This window comes from Pseudoalteromonas mucoides, from assembly GCF_049257175.1.
Lineage (GTDB): Bacteria > Pseudomonadota > Gammaproteobacteria > Enterobacterales > Alteromonadaceae > Pseudoalteromonas.
Genome location: NZ_JBMMUC010000011.1, coordinates 19348 through 38138, shown reverse-complemented (window position 1 = coordinate 38138; position 18791 = coordinate 19348). Strand labels below are relative to the sequence as shown.

General features: G+C 40.2%; 22 protein-coding genes. 12 read left to right on the top strand and 10 right to left on the bottom strand.

Annotated elements, in window-relative coordinates:
* Window positions 1-17 precede the first annotated feature (17 nt).
* A complete protein-coding gene (locus AAEU30_RS13090) occupies window positions 18-896 on the bottom strand; it encodes an acetoacetate decarboxylase family protein (protein WP_421960865.1) in 879 nt (292 codons plus the stop codon).
* 123 nt (window positions 897-1019) lie between these two features.
* Window positions 1020-1562, bottom strand: coding sequence for a dienelactone hydrolase family protein (locus AAEU30_RS13085; protein ID WP_421960864.1), 543 nt, complete (start codon window positions 1560-1562; stop codon window positions 1020-1022).
* 385 nt (window positions 1563-1947) lie between these two features.
* On the opposite strand from AAEU30_RS13085, the gene AAEU30_RS13080 reads away from it, so the two are divergent.
* Both AAEU30_RS13080 and AAEU30_RS13075 read left to right on the top strand, forming a co-directional pair.
* A complete protein-coding gene (locus AAEU30_RS13080; RefSeq protein ID WP_167850818.1) occupies window positions 1948-2115 on the top strand; it encodes a hypothetical protein in 168 nt (55 codons plus the stop codon).
* A gap of 120 nt (window positions 2116-2235) precedes the next feature.
* Window positions 2236-3087 (top strand): TIGR02285 family protein, encoded by an 852-nt coding sequence (locus AAEU30_RS13075; RefSeq protein ID WP_421960863.1) that lies wholly within the window; start codon window positions 2236-2238, stop codon window positions 3085-3087.
* A 36-nt stretch (window positions 3088-3123) separates the two neighbouring features.
* On the opposite strand, the gene AAEU30_RS13070 is transcribed toward AAEU30_RS13075, so the two are convergent.
* The 5 genes from AAEU30_RS13070 to rnm all read right to left on the bottom strand — a co-directional run bounded on the left by AAEU30_RS13070 (window position 3124) and on the right by rnm (window position 6855).
* Window positions 3124-3702, bottom strand: a complete 579-nt coding sequence (locus AAEU30_RS13070) for a YceI family protein (protein WP_421960862.1) — start codon at window positions 3700-3702, stop codon at window positions 3124-3126.
* Between the two features lie 13 nt (window positions 3703-3715).
* Window positions 3716-4258, bottom strand: coding sequence for a cytochrome b (locus AAEU30_RS13065; RefSeq protein ID WP_421960861.1), 543 nt, complete (start codon window positions 4256-4258; stop codon window positions 3716-3718).
* Window positions 4259-4539: 281 nt separating this feature from the next.
* Entirely contained in the window at window positions 4540-5364 is an 825-nt protein-coding gene (locus AAEU30_RS13060; RefSeq protein WP_421960860.1) for a segregation and condensation protein A, read from the bottom strand.
* A gap of 20 nt (window positions 5365-5384) precedes the next feature.
* On the bottom strand, window positions 5385-6005 hold the full coding sequence (locus AAEU30_RS13055) for an L-threonylcarbamoyladenylate synthase (RefSeq protein WP_087531825.1): 621 nt from the start codon (window positions 6003-6005) through the stop codon (window positions 5385-5387).
* Entirely contained in the window at window positions 5998-6855 is an 858-nt protein-coding gene (gene rnm, locus AAEU30_RS13050) for an RNase RNM (RefSeq protein ID WP_421960859.1), read from the bottom strand. The genes AAEU30_RS13055 and rnm overlap by 8 nt, the downstream gene beginning before the upstream one ends.
* 422 nt (window positions 6856-7277) lie before the next feature.
* Here rnm and AAEU30_RS13045 point away from each other — a divergent pair, with 422 nt between their 5' ends.
* Genes AAEU30_RS13045 through trpA form a run of 6 tightly spaced genes read left to right on the top strand, consistent with a single transcriptional unit; the run spans window position 7278 to window position 13914 of the window.
* On the top strand, window positions 7278-8846 hold the full coding sequence (locus AAEU30_RS13045) for an anthranilate synthase component 1 (protein WP_421960858.1): 1569 nt from the start codon (window positions 7278-7280) through the stop codon (window positions 8844-8846).
* Between the two features lies 1 nt (window position 8847).
* Window positions 8848-9465, top strand: coding sequence for an aminodeoxychorismate/anthranilate synthase component II (locus tag AAEU30_RS13040; protein ID WP_421960857.1), 618 nt, complete (start codon window positions 8848-8850; stop codon window positions 9463-9465).
* Between the two features lie 8 nt (window positions 9466-9473).
* A complete protein-coding gene (gene trpD, locus AAEU30_RS13035; RefSeq protein WP_421960856.1) occupies window positions 9474-10541 on the top strand; it encodes an anthranilate phosphoribosyltransferase in 1068 nt (355 codons plus the stop codon).
* Window positions 10534-11898: a bifunctional indole-3-glycerol-phosphate synthase TrpC/phosphoribosylanthranilate isomerase TrpF gene (trpCF, locus tag AAEU30_RS13030; RefSeq protein ID WP_421960855.1), complete on the top strand. Its 1365-nt coding sequence runs from the start codon at window positions 10534-10536 to the stop codon at window positions 11896-11898. Before trpD ends, trpCF begins: the two co-directional genes overlap by 8 nt.
* A gap of 7 nt (window positions 11899-11905) precedes the next feature.
* Window positions 11906-13090: a tryptophan synthase subunit beta gene (gene trpB, locus AAEU30_RS13025; protein WP_087531947.1), complete on the top strand. Its 1185-nt coding sequence runs from the start codon at window positions 11906-11908 to the stop codon at window positions 13088-13090.
* Complete coding sequence (gene trpA / locus AAEU30_RS13020) at window positions 13087-13914, top strand: tryptophan synthase subunit alpha (protein ID WP_421960854.1); 828 nt, start codon at window positions 13087-13089, stop codon at window positions 13912-13914. Before trpB ends, trpA begins: the two co-directional genes overlap by 4 nt.
* Window positions 13915-13972: 58 nt before the next feature.
* Here the strand turns inward: trpA and AAEU30_RS13015 are convergent, their stop codons facing one another.
* Entirely contained in the window at window positions 13973-14551 is a 579-nt protein-coding gene (locus tag AAEU30_RS13015; protein ID WP_421960853.1) for a type 1 glutamine amidotransferase domain-containing protein, read from the bottom strand.
* A 136-nt stretch (window positions 14552-14687) separates the two neighbouring features.
* On the bottom strand, window positions 14688-14957 hold the full coding sequence (locus AAEU30_RS13010) for an HU family DNA-binding protein (RefSeq protein ID WP_421960852.1): 270 nt from the start codon (window positions 14955-14957) through the stop codon (window positions 14688-14690).
* Between the two features lie 157 nt (window positions 14958-15114).
* On the opposite strand from AAEU30_RS13010, the gene AAEU30_RS13005 reads away from it, so the two are divergent.
* Together AAEU30_RS13005 and AAEU30_RS13000 are read left to right on the top strand one after the other, a co-directional pair.
* A complete protein-coding gene (locus AAEU30_RS13005) occupies window positions 15115-15693 on the top strand; it encodes an inner membrane-spanning protein YciB (RefSeq protein WP_421960851.1) in 579 nt (192 codons plus the stop codon).
* A gap of 78 nt (window positions 15694-15771) precedes the next feature.
* Window positions 15772-16410, top strand: coding sequence for a CPBP family intramembrane glutamic endopeptidase (locus AAEU30_RS13000; RefSeq protein ID WP_087531946.1), 639 nt, complete (start codon window positions 15772-15774; stop codon window positions 16408-16410).
* Window positions 16411-16472: 62 nt separating this feature from the next.
* Here the strand turns inward: AAEU30_RS13000 and AAEU30_RS12995 are convergent, their stop codons facing one another.
* On the bottom strand, window positions 16473-17897 hold the full coding sequence (locus AAEU30_RS12995) for a sodium-dependent transporter (RefSeq protein WP_087531815.1): 1425 nt from the start codon (window positions 17895-17897) through the stop codon (window positions 16473-16475).
* Between the two features lie 176 nt (window positions 17898-18073).
* Between AAEU30_RS12995 and AAEU30_RS12990 the strand changes: the two genes are divergently transcribed.
* Together AAEU30_RS12990 and AAEU30_RS12985 are read left to right on the top strand one after the other, a co-directional pair.
* A complete protein-coding gene (locus AAEU30_RS12990; protein ID WP_421960850.1) occupies window positions 18074-18376 on the top strand; it encodes a YciI family protein in 303 nt (100 codons plus the stop codon).
* A gap of 151 nt (window positions 18377-18527) precedes the next feature.
* Window positions 18528-18791 carry a PepSY domain-containing protein gene (locus AAEU30_RS12985; RefSeq protein WP_421960849.1) on the top strand — a complete coding sequence of 88 codons (264 nt, stop codon included), beginning with the start codon at window positions 18528-18530 and terminating at the stop codon, window positions 18789-18791.

Here is an 18791-nt window from a genome sequence, read left to right as displayed (position 1 = left end):
TTTCTCAATATAACCGGTTAAAGGTGATTTGCTTCAAGCTGATCAAAGTCCATTTCAATATAAAACGGTAAATAAAGCGGTTGCTTCCCTATTTTAAAACCAAACATGTCTGCCAACGGGAAGCTATCAAGTTGGTTCAAGGTTAAATTAAAATCTGGTTTTAATAGTTTAAAACTATGCACCTTTTTAATTTCAGACGGTGAATATAAAACGGCTTGGTACACCGCTTCATCGCCTTTGCCATCAGGAAATTGCTTAAACAATATTTGATCCATTTGGGGATTAACAAAGCCACTCAACAACTGCTTTAATAAAGCTGTATCAATTGTTAAATGCTTCTGTGCGAATAAATCCGCTATATCCTCACCAAAATTTTCAAGCATTGAGAGTAAACTATGACCATCACTTTCACCCGATACAATGGTAAAAAGCTCGTGCTGTTGTAATTTTGAATCTGGAGCAAAGTACTTAAAGCAATCCATGGAAATCGAAAAGTTGAGTTCATGGGAAGGTGTAAGGGGCATTGTATAATCACACATGTACTTGTTATAACCCCATGTTTCACGGCCATTGATCAAGGCATAAATATTATTTACGCAAATAAACGCCGGGTACCAATACAAGTGAGTAATACTTTCATCACCCCCCTGCTCTACCACTTTAGCCACAGGTAACCAAATGATTATGTCAGTTTCTTGCATCCAGCCATGTTGATCATAAGGTGCTGTCAGGGAGGCTATTTTTTCGATATCCGTGAATGTAATAAGGCCATATTCACCAACTCCCTCAAATCGAGTATGAGGTGGTGCGGCGACATTCAAGGTGTTATCAATTAATCGCTGCACTTTTACTTCATCAATTTGAGCAAAAAAGCCATACATCTTGGCGTTAGTCATTCTGCAAGGCGGCTTAGCAATTGGGTTAGATAAAAAGTGTTGGTACTGCTTAGGACAAGAAATCATAGTCAATATTTTCAATTAAAAAAACAAGTATAGACCCCTTTGTGGGTAACACTTATTTTAAGCTAATAAATATTGGCTAAAATATTGGTAGCCAGCACTATTAAACCCTGCAGATAACGGATTCATAAAGCCATGTTGGTAGTCACTAACTTTGCAAGTTATTTTATGTTGTGTACTGACTTTTTCCATCACTGTATACACATCAAAATGGGGTTCTTGTCTTGGGAAAATTATTTCACAGGGAATGGGCGCAGCAACATCAAGATGATGTCGAATTTGACTCGGGTAAAAGGCGATGAGCTTTTTAATATGGGGATTTTTCACTTTAGCTACGCTACGCCAAGCAGCTGCACCACCTGCACTAAAACCAATTACCGTAGTAGATTCACTAACCTTAGTTAAAATAGAGTTGAGTTTTTGAAAGTAGCCATCGTGGTCACATTTATCAACAAAATGTGCGTACTGTAGAGGCTCATCAACAACGGCTTGAAGTTGCCCATTGTATGGATCAATAATTTGGTGCTCAGCATTAAACTGCCTAGCAAAGTGGCTAAGAGGGGCGGTCTTACCAAAAATATCACTAACAAATATGTATTTCATGAGTTGGTTACTTTATTGTTATTTACTCATCCGACTGTTACCTATTTAAACTACAATGAAATGAATCTAAACACCAGAAAAAATAAATAATACTTGCCTAAAGTAAAAAACTGGCATAGGATTATCTCTTGGTCCTAAAAAGCCTAGCGGTTAACCCCTTTACCCTGATCCAGTAAGCCCGCAAAAACGTATATTATAAAGCTAAGTTATTGTACGGCGAGAACCCTAATTCAGATTACGACATATTTTTTATATGGTCGCATAAATGTCATAAAGATCGTCAACACTATAATGAAGCTAAACACAAATGGTCTATCTATATGTGCTTTTGAGGCTAATAAAAAATTAGCAGCGCATAGATAACAAGAAAAAAGTGAGTTTTATTATGTCTTATAGTTATAACGGATCTATGATCCAAATTGCCCATCCGGTGCAATCAATTTCAGTGAATAAACAACGTGTCATTTTTTCTGATACACAAGGTTTAAAAAACGCCTTATTCACTAAAGCGAGTGATGCTCGTCAATTTGTTAAATGGCTTAAAGCTAATTAATCTATTTTGATAAACACATTCAATACCATATTCGCCAGCTTTTGCTGGCGTTTTACTTTTTACTTAAATAATTCCCCTGCTACACTCTATTAATGAATCATAAAATCAGTAGAGTATTCAATGCTACGTGTTTTCATTTTTTCTATTGTATGTGGTTGTGTTTCTCTAAACGTGCAAAGCAAAACAATTAACTGGGTCATAGTCGACTTTGCACCATACTATATATTAAATGGGCAATATGCAGGTACAGGTCGTGACGAAAGTGTGATCTCGTTACTAGAAACACAACTACCTCATTATACGTTTAATAGGGTCATACTCCCGTCAAGTAGAGCTTTACAAGAAGTGTCTAACCCGAATAAAACATTCTGTATGCTCTCTTTATATCAAAGTAAACATCGCCGCCAACATATTAGCTTCAGTGAGGAAAGCTCCACAACTGGTTTGTCGCCATCGCTATCAATTCATAAAGAACTTCTTAGCCAGCTACAAATAGATGCTGCAGACCCTATATCTTTTAGTCAACTACTCAACGAGCAGAAACTCACGCTTGGTATTTCAATGAGTCGCTCTTATGGCGTTGAAATAGATAAAATAATTAATAATAGTGCCGATGCCTCTATCATTATTAGACCAGGGCGAGACACATTGGCAAGTCTTACTTATATGTTAAAAAAGAAACGTATTGATATTTTATTAGGCTACCCAAGTGAGCATTTTTATATTGCAAAATCGATGGGATACGATGATGAGTTAACCCAATTACAACTTATTGAAGCCGCAAAATTGAGTGATGGATACATTGGTTGTACAGATACTACCCTAGGTAATGAGCATGTTAATGTGTTGAATGAAGCCCTTATCGCAGTAAAACAACAGCAAGCTTACAATGAAATCTTATTACGTTGGCTACCCGATAATTTAAGGCCCATTTTGGCCCAGCGCTTACAAAAAAACGCCTCACGAAAATGAGGCGCTCAATGTCAACTTAGCGAGTTAGGTTAAAGGTTATTTACGTACACCTTCAATATATAAGCCAATATCAACATGAGTCGATGCTAGGCCTAAGTTATAGTCAATGCCATAGTCGGCCAGCTTCAAGCTTGTTTCACCTTCAAAACCAACGCGATAACCACCCCATGGATCTTTACCTTCGCCAATTTTGTCAATTTCAAAAGTAATGGTTTTCGTCACGCCGTGTAGAGTAAATTCACCGGTTACATCTGCTTCGTCACCATCATCATCAAATTTTATTGATGTGCTTTTAAAGCTCGCTTTTGGGAATTTATCAACATTTAAAAAGTCACCGCCACGTAAATGCTTGTCACGCTCTGCATGATTTGAATCGATGCTTTTTGTATCAATATTTACTATGATCGTTGATGCATTTGGGTTTTTAGCATCATAACTAAATTCACCATCAAATGTATTAAAACGACCATGCAACCAGCTGTATCCTAAATGCTTAATTTTAAAATTAACGAACGCGTGAGCACCCTTAGTGTCAATAACATAATCAGCGGCTTGTGCAGCTGTGGCACCAAAAAGTGTTGCAGCAACCGCTGCAGTAACAAATAATTTTTTCATTCTAATCATCCTTTCATGGTTTGATCATTCTAATTAAGGTTTTATCTTTATCGATAAAGTGATGTTTTAATGCCCCAAGTGCATGCAAAATTACAAGGCCAATTAAACTGCATGCTGCCCAGTAATGAACTTTACCTGCAATATCTGCCTGATTTTCAACTGAGAACTCAATGGCGGGAATACTAAATAACGTAAACACGTCAATTGAGCGACCATCTGCAGTTGAAATCAAATACCCTGAAATCACGATGCCAATCAATAACACATAGATCACTAGGTGTGCACTGTGCGCTATTTTATTGACTAACTTACTTGAGCCTGCAACTGGATCAGGTTGTGTACCTAATGCCCGCCATGCAAACCTAAAAATAAGCAAAGCTGCGAGTGTAATACCCACACTTTTATGTAAATCCATTGACCCTTTATACCAGCTATCGTAATAGGTCAATTCAACCATATACAGCCCTAAGCCAAATAACCCTATAACCATCACAGCCATAAGCCAATGAAGGAAAATTGCGACTAAGCCATAACGTGACTGAGTATTTTTAAACATACTGAACGGCTCCTTGATTTGATGGACCTAGAATAGCCCGTACCGAATAAAAAGAAAATAGCGAATAACAAACAAGTTATGTGCGTATATGCACAATAAAAATCGTAAGTTTGTCGCTGTATGGGGAGTTTGCGAGTTTGCGAGTTTGCGAGTTTGCGAGTTTGCGAGTTTGCGAGTTTGCGAGTTTGCGAGTTTGCGAGTTTGCGAGTTTGCGAGTTTGCGAGTTTGCGAGTTTGCGAGTTTGCGAGTCAGGGGAATGGTACTCATCATTTAGTAAAACACTAATTATTTTCAACTAAGCCTATATATATTTGTGTGGCAGGCTCTACTTGTAGACAAGTGATCAAACCTTCTTTAATGAGCTCTAAAATGGCGATAAAGCTCACAACTACGCCACTACGTCCTTCATCTAGGGTGAATAACTCAGTAAATGGCAGTTGTGTGCCCGCACTCGACAGCTTAGCTAAAATTAAGCTCATACGCTCTCGGGTTGAAAGTGCTTCAGCAGTTATTTGATGGTGCTCAAAGGTTTTAGCTCTGGCCATCACATCACTGAGCGCTAAAAGAAGATCTTTTAATTCTACATCCGGTAATAATTGACTCGGCTCTTCTTGCTCGGCCATTAAAGCATGGGCGGTAAATATCTCTCGCCCTACTCGTGGGATTTCATCTAAGTTTTCAGCGGCTTTTTTAAATTGTTCATATTCTTGTAAGCGTCTAATAAGCTCAGCACGAGGATCTTCCTCTTCTTCCAGCTCTTCGTGTTTTGGTAACAATAATCGCGATTTTATTTGCGCTAAAAGCGCCGCCATTACTAAGTATTCTCCCGCCAGTTCAAGTTGAAATTCGCTCATCATTTCTACGTACCGAACATACTGTTCAGTGATGCTAAAAATTGATAATTCAAGAATATCTAATTTATGCTTTTTTATTAAATAAAGCAGTAAATCAAGTGGCCCTTCAAATGTTTCAAGAATGACTTCAAGGGCGTCAGGGGGGATATATAAATCTTCAGGGGTATCAATAACCGCTTTACCATGCAAAAAAGCCAGCGGCAGCTTTTGCTGCACTGGCTCTTGAGGCTTAACAGGACTTGGGTTATTCACATCGATCACATCAATTTTCGCTATTCAAACGGTGCTGTGTCACCACACCCAACTCTTAGCACTTCAACGTCATCTTCTGATAAATCTATTACCGTGGTCGCCTGCTCAGCTAAATAGCCGCCGTGAATAATTAAATCAACCAATGGGCCAATGCGATCGCGAATTTCATCGGGATCTGATTCTGTGAATTGTTCATCAGGTAAAATAAGTGAGCACGACATTAACGGCTCACCTAATTCAGCCAATAACGCACAGGTAATTGGATGTTCAATTACGCGGATCCCAATGGTTTTTTTCTTATCGTTTAATAACCGTTTAGGCACTTCTTTAGTACCTTTAAAAATAAAGGTATAAGGCCCTGGTGTATTATTTTTTATTAACCTAAATAACTGATTATCTACTCTGGCATAAGTCGATAACTCAGATAAGTCGCGGCAAACCAAAGTGAAATTATGGTGTTTTTCAATACCACGAATGCGTTCAATACGCTCTTTTGCTTGTTTGTTACCCAAATTACAGCCAATTGCATAGCCAGAATCTGTTGGGTAGACAACAACGCCGCCTTTTTTAATAATATCAACCGCTTGCTTTATTAATCGCGGCTGTGGATTATCTGGATGAATATGAAAAAAATCACTCATGTGCGTCTCCTTCTTGGCCTTCCCAAGTTTGCCAAACACCTTGGCAATCTTTTGGCAAATATAAATTTTTTCCTAGTTCTAACCAGCTGGTAGGAAAATGAAAATCAGACCCTTGTGAACAAAGTAAGCCGTATTCTCGGCTTAACTCACCTAAAAACTGGCGTTCACTGGGTGCTTGCTGCGGCTGTGCAACTTCCATTGCATCGCCACCAGCTTCTTTAAATTGTAACAATAACTTGCGTAGCCATTTATTAGACATTTGATAGCGCCCAGGATGCGCGATAACCGCGACACCACCAGCAGCATGAATTGCGCTAATAGCCGTTTGCATATCACACCACGTACTTGGTACATAACCCGTTTTAGCGCGGCCTAAATACTTTTTAAACACACCCGGAATCGTTTTAGCAACACCGCGATCTATTAATGCTCTGGCATAATGCGCACGGGTTATTTGAGCATCTTCTGCAAGTGCTTTTGCCTGTTCATAAATGCCATCAAAGCCATTTTTTTCAAGGCGTCGACCAATCTCTTTTGCGCGCTCTGCTCGCTTTTGTTGCTGCTGTGATAGTAAATCGCAAAGTTCGTTCTGTTGTACGTCTACGTTGAGCGCTACAATATGGATCTCGAAGCTTTCCCACTTTGTTGATATTTCAACACCCGGTATCAATGACAGTGGTAATTGTTGGCTTTTTATAAATGCTTGAGCAGGCCCAATAGCCGCCACAGTGTCATGATCAGTGATTGCAAACACATCGATATTTTTTTCAACCGCGCGCAGCAATAATTGCTCAACACTTAATTGCCCGTCAGAATGTGTGGTGTGGCTATGTAAATCGTATTTTATCAAAAGAGATGACTACTAAAGTTATAATCGTTTAATTGTTATGAAGTATAACAAATTTTTTAAATAAATTGTTTTAAATAAACACTTGACACTAACGCCTCAGGTACGGTTTACTGTAGCCACTTACAGACACATAAAGAATAAAAACAATGATCAATTCAATCCAAAACACTATCTGGTGGTGGCACTCGTAAATTATCGGGTGACGAATTGTCGTGTCTAACACATTCTAAACCCGCTTAATGCGGGTTTTTTTATATTTAAATTTTAGGGTAACAAACATGAATAACGTAACAACTCTTACACATCGTTGGTGGTGGCGCCTGGTATAGCGGGACGGTAATGGTCTATCTAAAATATAGATATCGTTATTCAAACCCCGCACAGCATAGCTTGCGGGGTTTATTATTTTGAGGGAATGAGGTTTGATTTTTAGTCACATAACAACAATGCCAGGTGAAGTTACTAGCATCACCGAAATGCGAGAATACATACACAGCCCACTGGCATTGTATGCGTTACTCGATACTGATAATTCATTACTATTAGAATCAGCAGAGATCGATTCAAAAGACAGTGTAAAGAGTTTAATTTTAGTCGATTGCGCATTAAAAATTACCTGCACAGGTAAAACCGTCACGGTCACAGCACAATCTAACAATGGTATGCAATTACTCCCTTATTTAAACGATAAGTTAGAAAATTGCATCACAACATTAAACCAGAGCACATTAACCATTGAATACCAAAGTACTGCGGCTGATATTGATGAAGCCAGTAAGTTGGTTGCTGATAACGCATTTAGCGCCCTGCGCTGTTGTATCAATAATATAACTAGCACCACGCACAATCCGTTTTCTTTATTTTTAGGCGGCGTATTTGCCTACGATATGGTAGCTAACTTTGAACAGCTCAGTGACGTACCTGATGGTGAAAATACCTGCCCTGATTATGTATTCTACCTTGCAGAAACACTCGTTGTTATTGATCATCAAGCAAAAACAACTGAGTTAATCGGTAATGTATTTAATGGCCCTGATGTTCATGCTAACTGCTTTGAAGTAGGCAAAAAGCTCGAACGTTTAAACAAAGTATGCGATCAAGCGTGCGATTTCAGTGCAGAACAAACAAGCGGCAACAGCACGGTTAATGTCGATATTAGTGATGAGGTATATTGTGAGCAAGTGCAAGACTTGAAAAAGCACATTGTTGATGGTGATATTTTTCAAGTCGTTCCCTCACGGACATTCTCATTGCCATGTGCAAACCCACTTCACGCTTACAGCAAACTTAAGCAGCAAAACCCAAGCCCCTATATGTTTTATATGCGCGACAGTGAATTTGCTCTATTTGGTGCATCTCCTGAATCAGCATTGAAGTTTTGCCCAACCAGTCAACAGGTTGAGGTTTATCCTATTGCGGGCACACGTGCACGTGGCAAGTTTGCTAACGGCCAAATCAACCCAGACTTAGACAGCCGTATTGAGCTTGAATTACGTAATGATCAAAAAGAACGTGCAGAACATTTAATGTTGGTCGATTTAGCACGTAACGACGTAGCACGTATTAGTGTACCGGGCACTCGCCATGCGAAAGAACTATTAAAAGTTGACCGCTACTCGCAAGTGATGCACTTAGTGTCACGTGTTGTTGGTACTTTAAAGCCCGAACTTGATGCTTTGCACGCCTATCAAGCTTGCATGAACATGGGGACGCTTGTTGGTGCACCTAAAGTCAGTGCAGCTGAGCTTGTTCGCCAAACTGAAGGCAAACGTCGCGGTAGTTACGGTGGCGCAGTAGGTTATTTAACAGGTGATGGTACGATGGACAGCTGCATTGTGATTCGCTCTGCATTTGTTAAAAATAACACCGCATACGTTCAAGCTGGTGCTGGCGTAGTGCATGATTCAGATCCACAGTCAGAGGCCAATGAAACGCGCGCTAAAGCACAAGCGGTTATTACAGCCATTCAATCGACGTACCAAGGACAATAAAATGAGCTTAAATAACAGCAGCCTTGCCGATGTAAAAATTTATTTTTTAGATAACTTTGATTCATTTAGTTATAACTTAGTCGATGAACTTTCTATGTTAGGCAGCGATTTAGTGGTATATCGTAACAACATGGATGCGCAGCTTATTTTTAATAAAATGTGCAGTGAGACAAAACCTGTCATTTTAGTGTTATCACCCGGTCCTGGTACACCGTCAGATGCGGGTTGTTTAATGGCACTGATTGAATTGTGCAAAGGGAAATTTCCAATGCTAGGAATATGCTTAGGGCAACAAGCATTAACGCAAAGTTACGGTGGTATTATTGGCCATGCAGGCGAAACCGTTCATGGTAAGTCATCAATCATAGAATTGCGCGAACACCCCGTTTTTAACGGTATGGGCAAGCGTATGCCAGTTGCACGTTATCATTCACTAATGGCCACTATGGTCCCTGAAAGTGTAGCCGTGATTGCAAACTTTGGCGCTATTCCAATGGCAATTTACCACCAGCAAGATAACGCCCTTGGCTATCAGTTTCACCCTGAGTCAATTTTAACGCCTAATGGCGCGGCACTTTTGCAACAAAGTATGCAATTTTTAGCTAACGCAAAGCAGTAGAGGATTTTATGTCAGTAAATCAACAATCAACAACACATAACACCCATGCTCTTATTGATGTGTTACTCGCGCAAACATCATTAAGCTTTAGCCAAAGCCAACAGCTGTTCAATGCAATCATGCAAGGCGAAGTCAATGAGATTGAGTTATCTGCTTTACTCGTCGCATTAAAAATTAAAGGTGAAGTCAGCGATGAGATAGCTGGCGCCGCTGCCTCTATGCGTGCCAATGCAGTGCAATTTGAAACACAATTAACGCAGCTTGCAGATAGTTGCGGTACTGGTGGCGATGGTTCAAACACCATCAATATTAGTACAACGGCAGCTATTGTAGCCGCAGCTTGCGGCATAAATATGGTTAAACACGGCAATCGCAGTGTATCGAGTAATTCAGGCTCTGCCGATTTACTCAAAGCACTGGGTATTAATATTGATATGAGCCCAGAGCAAGCCGTTGCATGCCTTGAGCAAACAGGCTTTACGTTTTTATTCGCTCCTCATTATCACAGTGGTGTGCGCCATGCGATGGGCGTTCGTACTACATTAAAAACACGTACAATCTTTAATATTCTAGGGCCTCTGGCTAACCCAGCAGCCCCACAAGTACAACTACTTGGTGTCTACGATGAAAGTTTATGCCTGCCTATGGCACAAACACTGAAGACGTTAGGCACACAGCGGGCGATGGTCGTTCATGGTGCCGGCACGGATGAAATTGCATTACATGGCACCACCACTGTTGTTGAGCTTGATAATGGTGAGCTTAAAGAATACACACTTACTCCTGAAGATTTTGGTCTTGCAAACTATTCACTTGAATTACTAGCCGGTGAAGGCCCAGAATACAACGCAAATGCCAGCCGAGCTATTTTAGCTGGTACAGGCACGCCAGCACACAATGCAGCGATTATAGTTAACGTCGCAGCGCTGCTGTATTTAACTGGTAAAGTGGATGATTTTAAAACAGGCGCACAGCAAGTTGCCGATGTTTTAAAATCTGGTCAAGCCTTAAACACATTAAACGCCATTGTTGAGCAAAGTAATAAAGTCATAAACCCAGAGGTAACCAATGGCTAATGTATTAGACAAAATAGTCGCCGATAAAAAAATAGAGTTAGCTGAGCGAAAAGCCAAACGCCCGCTTGAAAGCTTCAAAGCACAAGCAATACCAACAAACCGTGACTTTTATAAAGCGTTAGCGGCCCCTGGCACACAGTTTATATTAGAGTGTAAAAAAGCATCTCCCTCGAAGGGACTTATTCGTGAGCCCTTTGATTTAGCCGAAATCACCAGTGTCTATAAAAATCATGCAAGTTGTATCAGTGTGTTAACCGATGAAAAATATTTTCAAGGCAGTTTTGATTATTTAGAATTTGTTCGCAGTCAAGTAGAGCAACCACTGATCTGTAAAGACTTCTTCATTGATGAGTATCAGATTTACATGGCTCGAATTTATGGTGGCGATGCAATTTTACTGATGCTTTCAGTGCTCGACGATAGCCAATATGAAGCTTTAGCAAGCGTTGCCAAAAGCCTTAATATGGCAGTACTAACCGAGGTGAGCAATGAAGCTGAAGTACAGCGAGCTCTTGCTCTTGATGCACAAATCATTGGTATTAATAACCGTGATTTACGTGACTTAAGCACTGATTTAGCGACGACTGAAAAATTACGTAAGCTGATCCCTAATGACAAAGTCGTTATCTCTGAGTCAGGTATTTACACTCACCAAGATGTTAAACGCCTTGCGCCTTTATGTAATGGGTTTTTAATTGGTAGCTCATTAATGGCTGAACGCGATTTAGAACGCGCATGCCGTAGCGTCATCTTAGGCGAAAACAAAGTGTGTGGCTTAACCCGTAGCCAAGATGCTATCGCTGCCTATAACAGTGGAGCTGTGTTTGGCGGACTTATTTTTGCGCCTAAATCCCCCCGCTTTATAGACCTTGATTGTGCATTACAAATTACTCAGAGCGCGCCTCTTGCGTTTGTCGGTGTGTTTGTAAATGCCAGTATTGGTGAGGTTACTGAACATGCTCAAACCCTAAAGCTAGCAGCAGTGCAGTTACACGGACAAGAAACCCAAGCTTACATTGACGAACTACGCCCGCTGTTACCAAACAATTGTGAAATCTGGAAAGCCCAAGCGGTCAAAGATAATTTGCCTGAGCAACTCACTGGTGTTGATCGCCACCTTTACGACACCTACAGCGACACCCATGAAGGTGGCACAGGTAAAACATTTGATTGGTCAATTCTAAACAATGCGAAACAGCCATTTATGTTAGCAGGTGGACTAAACGCAAGTAATATCCAAGGCGCTTTATACCAAGGTGCTCAAGGTCTAGATCTAAACTCTGGGGTTGAGCTAAGCGCAGGCAAAAAATGCCAAAACAAATTAAATGATGCATTTAACAGCATCCGTAAATATTGAGGTTAAAATGAACAATCCAGCATATTTTGGTGAGTTTGGTGGCATGTTTGTGCCAGAGCTCCTAGTTCCTGCGCTTAAGCAGTTAGAAGATGAATTTAATAAATCACAAACTGATGCAGCCTTTCAGGCAGAGTTTGAAAAATTACTGAATGAATACGCAGGTCGCCCTACACCGCTAACGCTTACACGTAATTTAATTAAAAACCCGAAAGTAAAATTATACTTAAAGCGTGAAGATTTATTACACGGTGGCGCGCACAAAACCAATCAAGTATTAGGCCAAGCGTTATTAACTAAGCGTATGGGCAAAAAAGAAGTAATCGCTGAAACAGGCGCAGGCCAACATGGCGTAGCAACAGCGTTAGCGTGTGCTTTACTTGGCTTAAAATGTCGTATTTACATGGGTGCAAAAGATGTTGAACGCCAGCAGCCAAACGTATTTCGTATGAAGTTAATGGGCGCTGAAGTCATCCCAGTAACCGCAGGCTCTGGCACACTTAAAGATGCCGTAAACGAAGCACTTCGCGACTGGTCTGCTAATTATAAAGATGCACACTACCTACTTGGTACGGCCGCTGGACCACACCCGTTCCCAACCATGGTTCGTGAGTTTCAAAAAATGATTGGTGAAGAAGCCAAACAACAGGTATTAAAAGCAGAAGGCCGTTTGCCTGATGCCGTACTTGCCTGCGTTGGCGGTGGCTCAAATGCCATTGGTATGTTTACAGATTTTATTGGCGAGCCGAGTGTAAAACTCATCGGTGTAGAGCCTGCTGGTAAAGGGTTAGACACCCATGAACATGGCGCAACTATCTGTAAAGGCACTAAAGGTATTTTACACGGTACATATACCTATATTATGCAAAATGATGATGGCCAAATTGAAGAATCATACTCTGTATCTGCGGGACTCGATTACCCAGCTGTAGGTCCACAGCACGCATTTTTACACGAAACAGGCCGTGCCCAATACGTGGGTATAACAGATACCGAAGCACTTGAAGCGTTTCAGCTACTGGCTAAAAATGAAGGGATCATTCCAGCACTTGAATCAAGTCATGCTCTTGCATACGCATTAAAATACGCTGAGCAACAAACAGAAGAAACTGTTTTAGTGGTTAATTTAAGTGGCCGAGGTGACAAAGACTTATCACATGTAATGGATGTACTGTCAAAAGGAGAGCAATCATGAGCCAAGCACCTCAACAATCTGACCGTTACGGTAAAACGTTTGCAGCCTTAAAAGAGCAAAATCAAGGTGCTTTCGTCCCCTTTGTGACCATTGGCGATCCAAATAAAGAGCTAAGTGTAGAGATAATTAAAAGCTTAATTGACGGTGGTGCTGATGCACTAGAGCTCGGTATTCCATTTTCAGACCCGATTGCCGACGGTCCAGTGATCCAAGCTGCAAATATTCGCGCGCTTGATGTAAACATTAATACCCAAGACTGCTTTGATATCATTAAACAAGTTCGCGAATATAATGCTGATATTCCAATCGGCCTATTACTGTACTCTAACTTGGTTTTTAAGCGTGGCCTTGAAAAGTTTTATACTGATGCAAAAGCTGCTGGCGTTGATTCAATCTTAGTTGCAGATGTGCCCCTACATGAATCAAAAATGTTTCGCCAAGCTGCAATGAGTAACGGTATTGATCCTATCTTTATTGCTACGCCAAACGCCTCAGATGATACTTTACGTCAGTGTGCTTCATATGGCCGCGGTTATACTTACTTGCTATCTCGTGCTGGTGTGACTGGCACTGAAACTAAAGCACAAATGCCCGCATCGTCAATCGTTACTAAATTAAAAGAATACCACAGTGCTCCAGCACTATTAGGCTTTGGTATTTCAACACCAGATGATGTAAAAGCGGCGCTAGCAGCTGGCGCTGCAGGTGCTATTTCAGGCTCTGCAGTCGTTAAAATTATCGAAACAAACCTCGATAACCCAGATGCTATGCTGACAGGCCTGAAAGAGTTTGTCGCATCAATGAAAGCAGCGACACAGCTGTAAGGTTTGCCAATAAAAAGGGGCGCACAAAGCGCCCCTTTTTATTATATTTTAAATGCCGTTAATGCGCTTGATGCTTGCCTTCGATAATTTCTTCAATAAATTTACGATTAAACGCAGCTAAATCAGCGGGACTGCGGCTGGTTACTAAACCTTTATCCACTCTCACTTCTTCATCAACCCAGTTAGCGCCTGCATTCATTAAATCTGTTTTAATGCTTGGGAATGAAGTCACTGTACGGTCTCGTAGTTTATTGATTTCGGCTAATAGCCAAGGACCATGACAAATTGCCGCAACGAGTTTATTCATCTTCGCACCAAAAAAGCCATCCACAAACGCTTTTGCGTCTTTATCTTGACGTAAGCTATCTGGGTTAAATAATCCACCAGGTAAAAGTAAAGCATCGTAATCATCACTGTCAGCTTCGCTTGCGAGCTTATCAACAGTGACTTTATCGCCCCATACATCTTCATCCCAGCCAGTAATTTCACCTTCTTTGATTGAGATGATCTCAACTTTAGCGCCCGCATCTAATAATGCGCTGCGCGGTGAAAATAGCTCACTTTGTTCAAAGCCATCGGTTGCTAATATAGCAATGGTTTTACCGCTAAGTTGTGTACCTGTTTGTAATGTAGACATATTATCTCCTTATTTAAAAACCTTTTAGAATTAAAAGCAGACAACATGCCACATCTAATCTATTGAAATTATTAAAGGTATTGAAAAGGTAGGAGCAACACCCTGTAATTGCGTAACAGGGTGAGAATAATCTACATTATAGTGCGTCTTTAAGCGCTTTGGCGGGTTTGAAAACCGGTTTGTTCGCACCTTCAATTTCGATAGTTTCACCTGTTTGCGGGTTACGCCCTGAGCGCGCAGGATGATAACTTAAAGCAAAAGTACCAAATCCGTTTACTTGTACTTGATCACCCTGTGAAAGTGATGTTGTAATTGTTGTCAGCATGCTAGCCAAGGCTGCTTTTGAATCTTTTTTAGTTAATTTACTGTGCTCAGACATTGCGCTAATAAGTTCTGCTTTATTCATAAAATGCTCCTAAATCCCCGTCGCGAAACGTTACGGTTCAAATTGGTCTAAAAATCAAAGGCACGCAGGCTAAGCCTTACACACGCGTAAGTCAACCTTGTATCTAGGTAAATAACTTGGTAAAACGTCAACCCTAATTTTATTTACTAAGCGCTGTATGCACGCAATTATTGAATTTATTCCGCTACTGTTATTTTTTATTGTATTCAAGTTAGCTGATATTTATTGGGCAACCGCTCTATTAATGGCTACCACATTTATCCAAGTTGCCTACAGCTATTTAAAAGTAGGCAGAGTCCCAACCCGACAGTGGTTATTTTTAGCTTTAGCGATAATACTCGGTACGCTTACACTGGTATTTCATGATGCACAATTCGTAAAACTAAAAGCGACAATTATTTATGCAGGGTTAGCAATTTCATTAATCGTTAGCCGGTATATTTTTGCTAAAAACTTAGTACAAAAAGCATTAGAGTCGATGCTAAACAATGCCTTTGATACGCAGCAACCGATTGCTGTACCAAAGGCTACCTGGGAAAAGCTTAATCTAGTTTGGATAATCATTACCGCAAGTGTGGCAGCGCTTAATTTATACATTGCTTATAACTTCCCCCTTGATATTTGGGTCAACTTTAAAGTGTTTGGTTTAATGGCAATCACCTTTGTTAGTATCTTTGCCAGTATTTTAGCGCTTTACAAATACTTCCCCGAGGATGACGTGAAGCCTAGTAAATAAGCAAAAATCGCCGTCCATGTCATAAATATGTCGTTTTAGCTTGATAGCCTAGCGAGCAAAGTCAAAGCCGAGATGACCTTGAACGCCTCTCAATACCGTTGGTTTGAATTTACCTTAATATTTATTGCCTTACCCTTAATCGGGTTTGGCCTTAGAGCTCATTTAGCAAATTGGCTTATTCCTGCACTTATCATTTTGATGAGTGTATGTGGTATGTTGTTATTAGGCGATCCTCACTTTAAACGTTTTCGATTAACCAGCTTAGGGGAGTTTTCAGCTGTTAAGCGCAGGTTATTTAGTTTCTTTTTTATCGGCGCATTATTCTCAGGCGTGTTTTATTCAATTATGAATCAAGGCAACTGGTTTATAATGCCCCGTACATCGTTTAATGATTGGCTATTACTGCTTGTACTCTACCCGTTACTTTCAGTATTACCGCAAGAACTAATATTTCGAACTTATTTTTTTCACCGCTATAAACGCATAATGCCAAATAAAACAGTACGTATTGTGATCAGTGCATCTGTATTTGCGTTAGCCCATATTGTGTATGCTAATTGGGTTGCTGTGCTGTTAGCTTTTTTGGGCGGGTTGTTATTCTCTTATACCTACGCCCAAAGCCGCTCAACCTTTGTTTGTGTGATTGAACATAGTTTATGGGGGCTTTGGATGTTTACGCTTGGCATTGGCCAGTATTTAGATGCAGGAGCGTTATGACACTTATAAAAAAGCCGCACTATAAACAGTACGGCTTGATTATGGGAAGTTATTATCTAGAACTAAAAACCAAAAATACTCACTGCAAAAAACTTAGTTGCAACGGTATTGATAAATATCAGTACTAAAATGACAGGAATAAAAGTAGACAGTGAAAAGTTCACGTACTTTTCAGTGAAACTACCGGCGTAACTTGGGCAACCTTGGCTTAGTTCTTCAGTTAAGCGTGCTTTTTTCCAGCGATACATTACAAATAAGCACACCATTAAGCCATTGAGCGGTAAAATTGTGTCATAAAAAACATCGTACACAAGGTCAAACATGCTTTTTGAACCGCCGCCATAGTTAACAAATGATGTTAACCCTTCAACCATCCCAAATGACATGGTACACAAAACAGTGAGTAAACCCACAGTGGCAGATAAAATTAATAATGCCATCTTACGGCTGATGCCTTTGCGCTCACTGAGTGTTGCTGTAGGTACTTCAACTATTGAGACCAAAGAGGTGATCGCAGCAAAAAACACCAACAAAAAGAATATAAAGGCCACTACTGATGCACCCAGATAACCAATATCAGTTTGTAATGCGAGTAAGATCTTAGGTAAAAATTCAAAAATCATAGATACTGATGAATCAGATAGCTTTGCTGGATCCGTATTTGGGTTAAAACTAAAGATAGCTGGCAACACCATTAAACCTGCAATGAACGCTACCAAAGAGTCGGTAACAGCAACCATTTTCGCACTACCAACTATATCGTCTTTTTTCGATATATAAGAAGCATAAGTCATTAAAATACCCATACCTAATGACAACGAAAAGAACGCTTGAGCCAATGCGCCATTGAGCACACTTGCATTCATTTTTGATATATCAGGAATGATATAATACTTAACACCGGCCATCGCGTTATCAAGTGTCAGTACATAAACAACCAGAGCAATGAGTAATACAAACAAAGCCGGCATTAAGAATTTAGCCGCCTTTTCAATACCTTGCTTAACCCCACCCATGAGTATTAAGTTTACAATTATTGCAACAACGGCCATGTAACCAAATACGCTGGTACTATTTATAAACGCACCAAAACTTTTAGGATCCGCAAGTTGATCGAGATTACCCATTGCGACCTGACTTAAATACCCAAAAATCCATACGGTGATAACCATATAAAATACTGCAATCATAAAAGGCGTTAACACAGCTAAAAAGCCAGCAAATGTCCATTTCTTATCATTGCCAGAAAGCAGCTTGTACGCATTAAGTGGATCTTTTTGCGCTTGGCGGCCCATTGCCATTTCAGCCATCATCACTGGTAAGCAAATAAAAATGACAAACAGTGCATAAATAAGCAAAAAAGCTCCACCACCATTTTTTGTTGCAGAAACAGGAAAGCCCACTAGGTTACCAATACCTACCGCAGAACCTGCAGCTGCTAATATAAATCCGAGGCGGGAGCTAAAGTGCTCACGATTATCGCTCATTTAAAAACCTTATTATTATTTTGTACTATCCCAGCGACTCTACCAGTGTTCTACTGGGCTTTTCAAGCAGATTCAGTTTAAAAATAGTTACACACTGTAAAGCTAAAATCTTCGCCGACTAAATTCCCTGTGCTAATATGGGACTTATTCTTACTCGCAAACACAGAGCACACATTATGTTGTATATGATTTACTCTAAAGATATAGAGAATAGTTTAGAATTTAGAAAAGCGGCTCGCCCTGCTCACCTTGCTCGATTAGAAGAGCTTGATAGCCAAGGCCGCTTGTTAACAGCAGGCCCTTTACCTGCCATTGACAGTGAAGACCCAGGAGAAGCTGGTTTTACAGGCTCGTTAGTAGTTGCACAATTTGACTCGTTAGAAGAGGCGCGTGAATGGGCTGCTGCTGATCCTTATGTAAGTGGCGGTGTTTACGATAGCTCCGTAGTAAAACCATTTAAAAAAGTGTTTGGTAAATAAAAACCAAAAAGTTCAATAATAAGTTCAGGGTTTGTTCACTGGTTGTTAACTAGACTAGTTAAAATGAATCACACTATTTTACGGTTTTTACTTGAGTTTTAGTTGCTTGGTTCATTAAACTAATAAGGTCTGGTTTAGGAGTTTCCCCATCATGCGTACTGTATTTGCCCTCAATCTTGCGGCGTTTGCGTTATTATGTAGCGTTTATTCGAATAATAGCTTTGCAGCTCCTCAAGTTACAAAAGCAGAAATAAGCAAAAAGCAAGCTGTTGAGCTTGCTAAAAAAAACGAAGATGGTAAAACACTAAAAATTACTGACCAAAACGATATTTATACCGTAAGAATATTAAAAAATGACGGCCATGTAGTCGACGTTCACGTTAATAAAAAAACCGGCAAAGTGAAAAAGGATTAA